The sequence below is a fragment of the Niabella sp. genome, from assembly GCF_030150205.1.
Classification (GTDB): Bacteria; Bacteroidota; Bacteroidia; order Chitinophagales; family Chitinophagaceae; genus Niabella.
In genome coordinates this window covers 341,451-354,818 of the sequence record NZ_JASLGT010000009.1, presented here as the reverse complement: position 1 = coordinate 354,818, position 13,368 = coordinate 341,451, and the positions used below count along the sequence as shown (strand labels likewise).

Genomic DNA, 13,368 nt, shown 5'->3' with positions numbered 1-13,368 from the left:
TGAGAAGGGTTAAAAGAAGTCCGGGTTTGAAGCATTGCGTTTCAAACCAGATTCCGGCGGAAACAGGATGGCGATTTCTGGTTCAGTAACGGATACTCCTTAACGTTTAGTCTTGCCCCCCTAAACCTTGAACTTGAGCCTTAAACAAGAAAGCGTTAAATTTGCAAAAAATCAGCAGCATGGCAGAAGTGTTAGAGACATCTATTTTAACAGCAGATACCGATCTGAAAAACATCGCTCAAAAAGTTTACGATAACCAGCGCATTACGGATGCAGAAGCATTGCTTCTTTTTGAAAAAGGCAGTCTTGGATTTGTGGGCTCACTGGCCAATTTTGTACGGGAACGGTTACATGGAGATATAACTTATTTTAACCGTAATTTTCATATTGAGCCTACCAATGCCTGTATTTATACCTGTAACTTTTGCAGTTACAGCCGTTTATACGCGCATCGGGATGAGGCCTGGGAACTGGGACTGGAGCAGATGATGGACATTGTGAAGAAATACGACAACGAACCGGTAACCGAAGTACATATTGTAGGAGGCGTACACCCTAAAATGAACCTGGAGTTCTTTGCTGAACTGCTGCGCAAAATTAAGGAGCACCGGCCCGACCTTCATATTAAAGGATTTACCGCCGTTGAACTGGATTATATGTTCCGGAAGGCAAAAAAAACCGTGAAGGAAGGGTTGGAATATCTCAAAGACGCCGGGCTGGAAAGCCTGCCGGGCGGTGGCGCTGAGATCTTTGCCGCAGGTGTGCGTGAACAGATTTGTCCGGATAAGGTAGATGCCGATGGCTGGTTAGCTATTCATGGTACGGCCCACGAATTGGGAATGCATACCAATGCTACTATGCTGTACGGACATATTGAAAGTTTTGCCGACCGGGTAGATCATATGCGCCGTTTACGGGAGCTGCAGGACCGGACCGGTGGCTTTAATACGTTTATCCCGTTAAAATTCCGTAACAAAAACAATGATATGAGCAACGTAGCAGAGTCTACCCTGGTAGAAGACATGCGGCTTTATGCGATTGCACGTATTTACCTCGATAATTTTCCGCACCTGAAGGCATACTGGCCCATGCTGGGGCGGCAGAATGCCCAGCTGTCGCTTTCCTTTGGTGTAAACGACCTTGACGGAACCATTGACGATACCACCAAGATCTATTCCATGGCCGGGGCAGAGGAACAGGTTCCGTCCATGTCTACACAGGATCTTGTAGTACTGATAAGGCAGGCCCACCGCAAACCCGTGGAACGAGGTACCCTTTACAATGTGATCAAAGATTATGGCACAGAGGTGCTTGTTTAATAAAGCGCAATGAGCTTTCAGCGTTTAGCTGCGGCTGATAGCTAAAGACTGATGGCATATAGCAATTGACGGATAATCCGATTAGGTTTTCTGCGCTATTTTTGATATATTGCTGTTCTAAATCATTGCTATCATGGCTAAGGTTTCCAATATCCTTGCCCGTAAAGGGCACAATACGATCAGCATTGCTCCGGCTACTTCCGTGTACCAGGCACTGGAATTGATGGCTGAAAAAAACATTGGTGCACTGGTGGTACAGAAGGGAGAAAATTACCTGGGCATTATTACCGAACGTGATTATTCCCGTAAGGTGATCCTGAAAGGGAAACATTCTTCAGATACCACCGTGGAGGAAATTATGTCAACGGAATTGCCGCATATTTCTCCGGATGATACCGTAGAGCATTGTATGGAACTGATGAGCGATAAAAACATCCGGTACCTGCCCGTATTTATCAACGCACAGCTCGCCGGCATCATTTCGATCAGCGACGTGGTAAAGGAAACCATTCTTCAGCAAAAGGAAACCATTAATCATTTGCAGGACTATATTCATAGTAACGGGTAGACAGCGGTTCGCAGTTTTCAGCCATCAGTTCTCAGTTTTCAGTTTGCGCTTTTAGCTACTAGTCATCAGTCTTCAGCCTTCAGTTTTCAGTTGATTCCGTTCCGGAATCTAAATCTGTCCTGACACATCAGGTGAAAGACGGAATCCAACCTGGAACCTTTAGTCATCAGTTTTCAGCGATCAGTTTTCAGTTGATCACGTTCCGGAATTTAAATCTGTCCTGACACATCAGGTGAAAGACGGAATCCAACCTGGAACATGAAACTTCAAACCGGGAACCTTTGGTCATCAGTCTTCAGCGATCAGTTTTCAGTTGATCACGTTCCGGAATTTAAATCTGTCCTGACACATCAGGTGAAAGACAGAATCCAACCTGGAACATGAAACACCCCCTTATCGCTTCTCAAAAACCAGGTATCCGTACGGCTGCATCACAAAACTTTTTGTGGTGGAAAGATCCCGGGTAGCGCCCGAAAAAACATCGCTAAATGAACCGGTAACATGCGCATCCGTGATATCCACATGCAGGTTTGAAGCATCAGAAAAATTGAGTACCACCAGTACTTCATGCGTACCATTTTTACGCAGATAGGCCAATACCCGGTCGTCTGCCGTAGTACTGAGTTTAAAAGTAGTTACGGCCGGGTCGCCACCCCGTAGTGCAGGATTGGTGGTATGCAAATTCAATAATACTTTATAAAAAGAATGCAATGCCAATCCATCTGTTTGCGCCACCCGATTGCCCGGCCATGGAATTGGATCCCGGTCAAAAAACTGCAGCCGCTTTTCTTTCAAAGGAATTTCCTGGCCGCTATATACCAGTGGTATGCCATTCCAGGTGCAGCTGAATACCGCCAGCGGCATGGCCAGTCCACCATATTTTTCATACTCCGTTCCATTCCAGCTGTTCTCATCATGATTTGATGTAAACCAGGCGCGCATACTGGAATCGCCAATGGAGTTGTACTGTTGCAGCAGATCGTATAATTCCGACAGCGGTTGACGCTTCTTAAAAAAGTCTTCCGTTTTATGCATCCATTTCCAGGAATAGCTGGCATCAAATACCTTCCCATAATCCGGGTTTTCCAGCTCATCATATTCGCCCAGCCAGAACAATGGCTTTACCGCATCCAGCTGCGGACGGGCTTCCTTCCAGAAATCCAGCTCCACCCAGGAGGCCAGATCGCAACGGAACCCGTCAATATCCGCCTGCTGAACCCAAAATTTCATCGCATCGATCATGGCCTTCCGCAATTCAGGGTTTCCATAGTTCAATTCAATAATATCATCCATTCCGCTGGCCACTTTAAATGTACCCGTGACGCTGTCTTTTAAATAATAGTCCGGATGTGAACGCGTCCACACATGATCCCATCCCGTATGATTGGCCACCCAGTCGATAATAACCTTAAAGCCCATTTCATGCGCCTGTTTTACCAGGTTTTGAAAATCCTGCAATGTGCCAAATTCGGGGTTAATTGCTGTATAATCGGAGCAGGCATAATAGCTGCCCAGGGATCCTTTCATTTTTTCCCGGGCGATGGGTGTAATGGGCATAAACCAAAGGGTTCCCACGCCCATATCTTTTAACCGGGGCAAGGCCGCCGCAAAAGCATTAAACGTGCCTTCCGGAGTATATTGCCGCAGGTTTACCTCGTAAATATTCGTCGTATGTTTCCAGTCTGTTTCCTTTTTCATTGCTGTTGTTTTTGATTTGCCGCCTGGTTCTTTTTTTGAGTCCTCCCTGGGCATGAGTTTACAAGCCCCCGTTATCAAAAGCAACGTTATCAGTGCATACCATCTGTTCATATTGCTTCTTTTAACTGAAGATAATTGTTTTTTTGAGATTTGAGATTTGGAATTTGCTATTTGGTACTCCATCATGGTGCTTTAAAAGATATCAAGTAATTTTGCAGGATGAAGCAGTTTGATGTACCTGTTTTTTACAGGAGCCCGTTGATTTCCGCAATAAAAAGAAAACGTAAGGAAAAAGACAAGCTCAAAAAAGACTTCTCGCCAACTTTCCTGGATTTCGGACCGGTACAGATTTACCTGGCCCGGCATTTTGGTTTTTGCTACGGCGTGGAAAACGCCATTGAGATCGCTTTTAAGACCATTGACGAAAACCCTGGCAAACGGATCTTTTTGCTCAGCGAAATGATCCATAATCCACAGGTGAATAAAGACCTGCTTTCAAGAGGTGTGCATTTTCTGCAAGACACCCATGGGCGACAGATCATTTCTTTTGAAGAGCTTACGCCCGAGGATATTGTGCTGATTCCCGCGTTTGGTACCACGCTCGAAATTGAGCAAAAACTAAACAGCATCGGCATTCACACGGAAAAATACAATACTACCTGCCCTTTTGTGGAAAAAGTATGGAACCGGAGTGAAGTGATCGCCAAAAAAGAATATTCCATTGTCATTCATGGCAAACCGACGCATGAAGAAACCCGGGCTACATTTTCACATGCCGCATTCAATGCCCCTTCCGTTGTGGTAAAGAACATGGCACAAACCATCGAGCTGTCGAAATATATTACCGGAGAAAAACCTTCCGAAGATTTTTATACAGAATTCAAAGGTCAATACAGCGAGGGGTTCAACATTGCCCGGGACCTGGGCCGCATTGGCGTAGTAAACCAAACCACCATGCTGGCCAGCGATACGCAGGCCATTGCCGATTATCTCAAACAGGTAATGATTGAAAAATACGGGCTCACCAAGGAAAACCTGGCCGAACGGTTTGCAGATACAAGAGATACTCTGTGTTATGCTACCAACGATAACCAGACTTCTGTAAGTGAAATGCTGCAAATGCCGGCCGATTTTGCGATAGTAGTAGGTGGCTATAATTCATCCAACACCTCACACCTGGTAGAACTTTGTGAGGAAAAACTGCCTACTTTTTTTATCAACAATGCAGAAAAGATCCTGAGCAGGGATGAGATCCTGCATTATAACTTTCATACCAAACAGGAATTACTCACCAGGCATTTTCTTCCCGCACATACACCGGTACGGATCCTGATGACCAGCGGCGCTTCCTGTCCGGATGCGTTGGTAGAACGGGTGATTGAAAAGCTGACCGGATTTTTCAGCGATACCGTTCCTACAGATAAAGTAGCCGAAAACTTTTTAGCCCTGTAAACCCGGCTTCACCCTCCGTACTGTACAAGTGGACCCGCTTCGTTTTTTGATCTTGAAGCGGATAGTTCCGAAACCCCGAACCTGGCCGACCAATATCCTGAAACGAAATACAAAAAGCCGCTTCCTGTTACAGAAGCGGCTTAAAAATATATACGAACAGAGTTCTAATAATTGGCGTTATACATCATCGCATAATACTCATGTGCCATGCGGTTGCTTTCAAATTGCCAGCGTACATCCTGCATGCCATTTTTCATGATCTGGCGCCAGGTATTATAATCGCGGTAATACAACGGAATCACCTGACCGGTAAGGATCTCATACAGCTTATCAAGGTCATACTGATCCTGCTCATGTGTATGCATATTCGCATAGTCGGCTTTGGGAATTACAAACCCGTTATGTCCGTGGTTAATGAACTCCGGAATCCAGCCATCATCTGTAGAAAAGTTTACGGCACCATTCATTGCCGCCGTCATACCACTGGTACCCGATGCCTCCCTGGGAACCCGGGGATTGTTAAGCCATATATCCGAAGCCTGTTTCAGCCGTTTCGACAATCCCAGCTCATACCCGGTAAGCACGGCCACATTCTTATAGTTTTTGCTCAGGTGTACCAGCTCGTTAAATTCTGAGATCGCCGGGAAGTCCATCGGGTAAGGCTTACCCGCCCAGATGATCTGAACCGGGAATTCGGGGTTGTTGAGCAACTCGTTAAACCGCCGCAGATCAGATGCGATCAGGCCCGCCCGCTTGTATCCGGCAAACCTTCTGGCCCATACAATGGTAAATACTTTGGGATCGAATAATTTACCGGTTTGATCGGCCACAATTTCAAAGGCCCTTTTCTTCAAAAACCATTTACGGTCGTCGAAGCCATAATCATCGCCTACATCTTTGAACTTATACATTTGTTTATCGGCCCAGTAGTTCCAGTTCTGTGCATTGGTAATGGAAACAATGGGACAGATGCCTTCGTATTTTCCCCACATATCCCGCGACACTTCTCCATGCAGTTTTGAAACGCCGTTGGCCACATGCGCAAACCGCAGTGCTACCAGCGAGTGGTTAAACTGATCGTTATAATCGCGGGTAAGCGCCTTTACCTCGTCTACACTCAGTCCACAGAAATAACTCATCTTATGGCAGAGATAAATATCATGTTTTTCGTTGCCCGCTTCTTCCGGTGTATGCGTGGTAAATACCAGGCGCTTTTTTACTTCCTCCAGGTTATTGTTAAACTTCCGGTACAGGTAAAATGCTGCAGAAAGGCCATGGGCTTCATTCAGGTGATAGAGCTCGGGATTGAATCCCAGCAGGTCAATCAGCCTGGCGCCTCCCACTCCAAGCAATATAAACTGCGCTACTTTTGTGGCCACATTGGCATCATACAGTTTATGAGAAATGGTTTGCGATACATAATCATTTTCCGGCAGATCCGTACTCAGCAAAAACAAGGGAGCCGTTTTAAACGTTTCAGGATTCAGGTACCAGGCTTTTACCCAAACCGGCGCATCATGCACCATGATCTGGAATTTGATGCCGGTATCTTCCAGGAAACTGTATAGTTTTTCATTCCAGGCAACATCCAGGGTTTGGTCCTGATTTCGTTCCTGGTCGTAATATCCATATTTCCATAAAATGCCAATGCCGATCATGTTCTGCCGCAATTCATACGCACTGCGAAAATGTGAGCCCGATAAAAAGCCCAGTCCTCCGCTGTAAATCTTTAGTGGCTGATGAATGGCAAACTCCATTGAGAAATAAGCAACCTTTTTCTCATAATTCTTATCCACCTCGTAGGGTACCTTAAAATTTTCAAAACTCATACGCTTTATTTAACGGATAGCAAAATAAGTGAATTATACCAAGAAATCGCTATAAAATACTACCGCGTTAATAATTGTGTGGATAACACACATTGACACCCGCTCCGCGAGCGGTTTCAGGTTTGACGTTTGAAGTTGGATCCGTCTAACACTCGATGATCTAAATACTAAATGCTGAGTCAATGTCGCTTCCTTAAAGCCGCAGATGCGCAGATTTGGTATCGGCTTTAACGGGAACAATATCGCAGAAAAGCGCCGCAGGCGCAATCAGCGTATCTGCGGCAACCATAAAAATTGCTTAAGGAAACGGCATTGAATGCTGAGTGCTAAATGCCGAATGCTGGGAGTTCATATCCAATAGCCTATTGTATACGTATATCGTTTATTGTACACAGCCATATCCCCCTTCCCCATTTTCACATTCTCAAGTTTTCAAATTCTCAAATTAGTAAGTTACTTCAGAATAATCCCCGCCAGCGGTGGCAGGTTCAGCGTAATCTTATACTGCCGGGTATCGGCGTCGATCAGTTCACTACGGATGTCTTTATTAAATACATCACCCGTTCCGTCATATTGCCTCCGGTCCGAATTAAACAGTTCTTCTGTATAGGTTTTTCCGGAAACCGTTACCACCCAATCATAGCGCACTTCGGGCGTCATATTCAGCAGTACCAGGAGATCATCTTCCGCTTTTAATCCCTTCCGTTTATATACCATTACACTTTCGGTGCGGTGATTCAGATCTACCCATTCAAATCCATCCTGGTTAAACTGGTTCACATGCATCGCCGGCTCCTCCACCAGTACAGCGTTCAAAGCCTTCAGACATTGCTGGGCGCCTTTATGACTGTTATGCTGCAATAAGGACCAGTTCAGCTCCGATTTATAATCCCATTCAGTTGTTTGTCCAAACTCCGATCCCATAAACAATAACTTGGCCCCGGGATGCGTCCACATATATGTAAAAAACAAACGGAGATTGGCAAACTTCTGCCATAGATCGCCGGGCATTTTATAGATCAGCGGACTTTTACCATGCACCACTTCATCATGGCTGATGGGCAGCATAAAGTTTTCATCGTAATAATACATCATACTAAACGTAAAGTCGTTCTGATGAAATTTCCGGTGTACGGGATCCAGCTTAAAATAATCCAGGGAATCATGCATCCAGCCCATCATCCATTTCATACCAAACCCCAGTCCATCTTCAAAAGTAGGACGGGAAACACCGGGCCAGTCGGTAGCTTCTTCGGCAATGGTTTGTACATCCGGGAAATCGCGGTAAATGGTTTCATTCAGATGTTTGATAAACGTAATGGCTTCCAGGTTACCATCACCACCAAATTCATTCGGTTCCCACTCTCCTTCATTCCGCGAATAGTTCAGCTTTAGCATTGAGCTCACTGCATCCACGCGCAGTCCATCCAGGTGAAACCGTTCCAGCCAGAAACGGGCACTGCTGATCAGGAAAGACTTTACCTCTCCTCTTTTATAATTGAAAATATAAGAATTCCAATCCGGGTGATATCCCTTTCGCATATCGGCATACTCGTAGGTATGCTCCCCGTCAAATAAGTATAAACCATGGGCATCGTAAGGAAAATGTGAGGGCACCCAATCCAGGATCACCCCAATACCGGCCTGATGAAAGGCATCCACCAGGCGCATAAACCCCTGGGGATCTCCAAACCGGGATGTGGGTGCAAAATACCCGGTGGTCTGGTAGCCCCAGCTCCCGTCAAACGGATACTCGGTCACCGGCATCAGCTCCACATGGGTAAATCCCATTTCTTTTACATAAGGCACCAGGCTGGTAACCAGCTGGTCATAGGAATTATAAGAATGTTCGTCTGAAGGATCCGGGCGCTGCCAGCTGGCCAGGTGTACTTCATACACGCTCCAGGGCGCATTGAGCGCGTTCTTCTTTTTCCGGTTCGCCATCCACTCCGCATCATTCCAATCGTAATGCAGGTCCCAGGTAATAGAAGCCGTCATTGGCCGCAGCTCCCAGTAATGCGCAAACGGATCGCCCTTATCCGTTACCGTATTTTGCATACCTACAATATGATACTTATATAACTCGCCCAGTTCAAAGCCCGGTATAAACCCCTCCCAAATGCCACTGTGATCCCAGCGTGCCGTTAAGGGATGGGTAATTTTATTCCAGTCGTTAAAATTTCCGGTTACAAATACAAATTGCGCGTTGGGTGCCCATACACAAAAATACATGCCCCATGTTCCATTCACCTCTATGGAATGTGATCCAAATTTTTCATACAACGCATAATGCGTACCGTTTTGAAAATTCCGGACATCATTGTCTGTTAACAGGGAATAGTTCCACACCGTTTTGGAAGTATCGATATAGTTGGCCGCCTCAAATGTTTCCTGGAGTTTCTTTATATCTATTGGCATATGAACAGTTGTTTAGGCAATGTACAACATTTTTAAGGAATTTTCCGGTGAGATTTACTACCCTAACAGGTGGCATTATCCAGACTTTTTGTATACTTTAACGTATTGAACAACTTCCTTTCAGTTGGAATTTGTGGAAAACCATCATTTTTGCGTCATAGGAATATTTGCCTTGGGAACAAACCATCCAACGATAACCAATGAGAATAAAAAAGACGATCATTTACCTGCCGCTTATGCAATCCTGGAAAATTGTATACCCCCCGGAATGCCCTTCAGCAAACACGCTTATCGCACCCGCGTGGAACGATCCGGATTCTGTTCAGCAGAATCTCTTTGGTCCGCAATAAAATAACTATTATTTTAGTTTTATTACGTTTTATTCGTAGATTCGCTCCGTATATCGTAACAAAAATTCCTTTGGCGCGTTTTAAACCATAAATCCATTATTAAACAGACCATGAGATTGAAATTAATCGCCTTGCTCACGCTTTTGCTTTGTACCTGCCAAATCATCACCGCACAGTCAGCCGGAACGATCAACGGCCAGCTGGCTGATTCGGCGGAACATAGAGATCTTACCAACGCCCTGGTATCACTGCTTAGTCAGAAAGATTCCACGCTTATTAAATTCGCTAGAACCTCCAAACAGGGCGATTTTCAGATGGCCAATGTTGATACGGGTAAATATATTGTCATGGTTACCCATCCCTATTTTGCGGATTATTTTGATAACGTTACCCTGCAGCCCAACACTCCGCTTAACCTGGGAACGATTCAGTTATTCTCCAAATTAAAAATGCTTGAAAATGTAGTGGTCAAAAGCGGATCGGCCATCCGTATTAAAGGAGATACTACGGTATATACAGCCGACAGCTTTAAAGTACGGGAAGGCGCAAATGTAGAAGAGCTGTTGCGTAAATTACCGGGGATCCAGGTAGACCGGAACGGCACGATTAAAGCCATGGGTGAAACCGTGAAAAACGTGCTGGTGGATGGGGAGGAATTTTTTGGAAACGACCCCGGTATTGCCACTAAAAACCTGCGTGCCGATATTGTAAAAGAAGTGGAAGTTTATGATAAAAAAAGCGACCAGGCCACATTTACCGGTATCGACGATGGCGTACGGGAGAAAACGATCAACTTAAAACTGAAAGAAGATAAAAAGAAAGGGTACTTCGGAAAAATCGAAGCCGGAGGTGGCCTCGGTAAAAATGATGACGCCGGTTCTCAAAATAAATTTAATAATGCAGCCATGATCAATGCCTTTAAAGGCAAACGGAAAATTGCAGCTTATGGTATCATGAGTAATACAGGTACACTTAACCTGAACTGGGACGACCGGAATAAATACGGTGGTAATTCAGAAAATATAGAAATGGGCGGCGACGGCTCAATTATGTTTTACTCCGGAGGCGACGATTATAACTGGAGTGATGGCATTCCTACCAACTGGAACGGGGGCCTGCACTACAGCAATAAATTCAATCAGGATAAGCAAAGCCTGAACACCGGTTATAAGTTTACCAAAATCAATGCACCGGCATACAACCGCAGCTTTTCACGCAACTTTATCAGCCTGGGCGGGCACGACTCCACCTGGCTGGTTAGCAACGAGCGGAACACCTACGGCTCTTCATTTAAACAGAATATTAATCTTACCTATGAAATAAAACTGGATTCCTCCAATACGCTGAAATGGATCGCACGGGGCAACCTGAACAGCAGCAATTCCAATTATTCAGGCCATACAGAATACACTGATACGTTGGGCCGGTTCCTGAATACCAACAAGAGTCACGGGTCATCCGAAAGCGACCGGAGCAACTTTAATACCAATCTACTTTGGATGCACAAATTTAAAAAGCCCTCGCGTACCCTTTCTGTAAATGCCTCCTTCGATTATAATAAATCGAAAACAACCGGGCTGCAGTTTTCCGATATCGATTACTTTAAAAACGGCGATTCAACCGGGCAGAAGACCATTGATCAGCGTACCATGGGCAATAATGAATCGAACAATCTGAATACTAAAATTGCTTACACAGAACCGGTAATGAAAGACGGCTACCTGGAGCTGAGCTATGCCCTGGGAATAAACAACAGGACCAATAACCGCGAAGTAAATGCGATCGGAACACCTGGCAACTATGATAACAGGATCGATTCGCTGAGTAATGATTTTGTGTACAACACGCTCTCGAACAGCCCGGGGCTCAATTTCCGGCTGACCAAAAAGAAATACAATTTTTCTTTTGGCGCCATTACCGGCTTTACAGAAAACGAACAGCTGGACAGGACACTGCATACAGAACGAAAATATCACTTTGTAAACTACTATCCCCGCGCCGGCTTCAATTATAAGTTTCGCCCGTCAGAGAGTATTTATCTAAACTATTACGGAGCCACCAATGCCCCTTCACTTGAACAGTTACAGCCGTTACGGGACAACAGCGATCCCTTAAATCAACGGATCGGAAATCCCGGCCTAAATCCCTCCTTTCAGCACAGCTTCAGGGTTTCGTATAATTCGTGGAAAATGCTGAAAGAAAGAGGCATATGGGCAAGCATGCGGTATAGCTTCACCCAAAATGCCTTTGTAAACCTCAGCCGGTTTACAGATTCCATACGTACCTACCAAACAGTAAATGCCAATGGTATTTATAATTTTGGAGCATACCTGGATTATAATATAAAACTAAAAGGGCCCAATATTTCTCTTGGATTCAGTCCGCAAATGGAGTTTGCACAAAACATAGATTTTGCAGCGGGCGGCGTAAACAGCGACCCAACGAAAATTAACACCCGGACAACAGGCTATACGTTCGAATTCTCCGTTTCCAAGAATAAAGATGAAAAATATGATATCCGTATCAACCCCCAGATCGGCTATAACATATCGGCCAGCTCTGCAAATAAGGAATCGGATATCCGATACTGGACCAGCGGCGGCTATATATCAGGAAGATGGACGATCATTAAAAACCTGGACCTCTCCAGTGATGTAAATGCCTACTTTCAGCAGAAAAATCCTAAATATCCGGGCAATTATGACTTTGTAAAATGGAATGCAAATCTTACCAAGAAGTTTGCTAAAAATAAATTTGAAGCAAGGGCCGCAATATATGATATCCTGAATCAAAACAGGAGTTATAGTCGTAATTTCTCCTCATCCAGTTTTACAGAATCCTACCGGACTGTATTAAAACGGTTCTGGATGTTATCCTTTGTATGGAATATCACCAAATCCGGCAGTACGCCTGCCCCGGCATCTAAATAACTAAAAAAGAAATAATGAAACCGATATTATTGTTATGTTCTCTGATGATAATGCTGAACGCAACCGCACAAAAATTCATTACCGGGGGTACCATTGAATACGAAGTACGAAAAAACCAGAAAAAGGAAATGAGCCGTTTTGATACCGATGAGGATGATAACGGTTTTTGGGCACAGATAAAGGACAAGATTCCGCAGTTTAGCCTGAACTACTATACCTACCAGTTTAATGAACAGGCAGGACTGTATAAATTTGCCCGCACGGCCGATAAACAAAAAATGCCTATGTGGTTTTCCCGTTCACAGGAAGACAATATCTGGTACAACAACTATGCAAGTAATACGTTTACCAATTTAAAAGTTATCGATGATAATTATTTAATATCCGGTCCGCTCCCCGCCATTCAGTGGAAGATCAGTCCCAATGATCAACGCATTATTGCCGGTTTCAATTGCAGGAAAGCAACGACTGTCCTATTTGATAGTGTATATGTGTTTGCCTATTATACCGATGAGATAACCGTAAGTGGAGGACCGATGGGGTTGCATGGATTACCCGGCATGATATTGGGAGTAACCATTCCGCGCATGTATACCAGTTGGGTAGCAACCACGTTAACATTGAATGTAGGTACAGTAGCACCTCCTGCAAAGGGAAAAAAGAAAACGGATAAGGAAATCATGCAGGCCCTGGTAGACCTGAGTAAATCATGGGGCAAGGATGGGGCAAAGTACCTTCAGCCCACAATCTGGCAAACGTTTCTTTAGGCGTGTGGAATGTGAAAATGTGGAAATGTGAAAATAG

8 protein-coding genes are annotated in these 13,368 nt (G+C 44.8%); 5 read left to right on the top strand and 3 right to left on the bottom strand.

Annotated elements, in window-relative coordinates; all coding sequences use genetic code 11:
- Window positions 1-179: 179 nt before the first annotated feature.
- A complete protein-coding gene (mqnE, locus tag Q1V85_RS09500) occupies window positions 180-1,319 on the top strand; it encodes an aminofutalosine synthase MqnE (RefSeq protein ID WP_300599256.1) in 1,140 nt (379 codons plus the stop codon).
- 133 nt (window positions 1,320-1,452) lie between these two features.
- Window positions 1,453-1,887: a CBS domain-containing protein gene (locus Q1V85_RS09495; RefSeq protein WP_300599255.1), complete on the top strand. Its 435-nt coding sequence runs from the start codon at window positions 1,453-1,455 to the stop codon at window positions 1,885-1,887.
- A gap of 393 nt (window positions 1,888-2,280) precedes the next feature.
- On the opposite strand, the gene Q1V85_RS09490 is transcribed toward Q1V85_RS09495, so the two are convergent.
- Window positions 2,281-3,585 carry an alpha-amylase family glycosyl hydrolase gene (locus Q1V85_RS09490; protein ID WP_300599254.1) on the bottom strand — a complete coding sequence of 435 codons (1,305 nt, stop codon included), beginning with the start codon at window positions 3,583-3,585 and terminating at the stop codon, window positions 2,281-2,283.
- Between the two features lie 219 nt (window positions 3,586-3,804).
- Between Q1V85_RS09490 and Q1V85_RS09485 the strand changes: the two genes are divergently transcribed.
- A complete protein-coding gene (locus Q1V85_RS09485) occupies window positions 3,805-5,037 on the top strand; it encodes a 4-hydroxy-3-methylbut-2-enyl diphosphate reductase (RefSeq protein ID WP_300599253.1) in 1,233 nt (410 codons plus the stop codon).
- 164 nt (window positions 5,038-5,201) lie between these two features.
- Here Q1V85_RS09485 and glgP read toward each other — a convergent pair whose 3' ends face one another.
- Window positions 5,202-6,866, bottom strand: a complete 1,665-nt coding sequence (gene glgP, locus Q1V85_RS09480; protein ID WP_300599252.1) for an alpha-glucan family phosphorylase — start codon at window positions 6,864-6,866, stop codon at window positions 5,202-5,204.
- 453 nt (window positions 6,867-7,319) lie between these two features.
- Window positions 7,320-9,284: a 1,4-alpha-glucan branching protein GlgB gene (gene glgB, locus Q1V85_RS09475; RefSeq protein ID WP_300599251.1), complete on the bottom strand. Its 1,965-nt coding sequence runs from the start codon at window positions 9,282-9,284 to the stop codon at window positions 7,320-7,322.
- A gap of 460 nt (window positions 9,285-9,744) precedes the next feature.
- Here glgB and Q1V85_RS09470 point away from each other — a divergent pair, with 460 nt between their 5' ends.
- A complete protein-coding gene (locus Q1V85_RS09470; RefSeq protein ID WP_300599250.1) occupies window positions 9,745-12,564 on the top strand; it encodes a TonB-dependent receptor in 2,820 nt (939 codons plus the stop codon).
- A gap of 14 nt (window positions 12,565-12,578) precedes the next feature.
- Complete coding sequence (locus Q1V85_RS09465) at window positions 12,579-13,331, top strand: GLPGLI family protein (RefSeq protein ID WP_300599249.1); 753 nt, start codon at window positions 12,579-12,581, stop codon at window positions 13,329-13,331.
- Window positions 13,332-13,368 lie beyond the last annotated feature (37 nt).

Bases quoted from the DNA above. Each gene is read 5' to 3' on its own strand.
- Q1V85_RS09470 (WP_300599250.1), top strand. From the start codon at position 9,745: ATGAGATTGAAATTAATCGCCTTGCTCACGCTTTTGCTTTGTACCTGC.
- mqnE (WP_300599256.1), top strand. From the start codon at position 180: ATGGCAGAAGTGTTAGAGACATCTATTTTAACAGCAGATACCGATCTG.
- Q1V85_RS09465 (WP_300599249.1), top strand. From the start codon at position 12,579: ATGAAACCGATATTATTGTTATGTTCTCTGATGATAATGCTGAACGCA.
- Q1V85_RS09485 (WP_300599253.1), top strand. From the start codon at position 3,805: ATGAAGCAGTTTGATGTACCTGTTTTTTACAGGAGCCCGTTGATTTCC.
- Q1V85_RS09495 (WP_300599255.1), top strand. From the start codon at position 1,453: ATGGCTAAGGTTTCCAATATCCTTGCCCGTAAAGGGCACAATACGATC.
- glgP (WP_300599252.1), bottom strand. From the start codon at position 6,866: ATGAGTTTTGAAAATTTTAAGGTACCCTACGAGGTGGATAAGAATTAT.
- Q1V85_RS09490 (WP_300599254.1), bottom strand. From the start codon at position 3,585: ATGAAAAAGGAAACAGACTGGAAACATACGACGAATATTTACGAGGTA.
- glgB (WP_300599251.1), bottom strand. From the start codon at position 9,284: ATGCCAATAGATATAAAGAAACTCCAGGAAACATTTGAGGCGGCCAAC.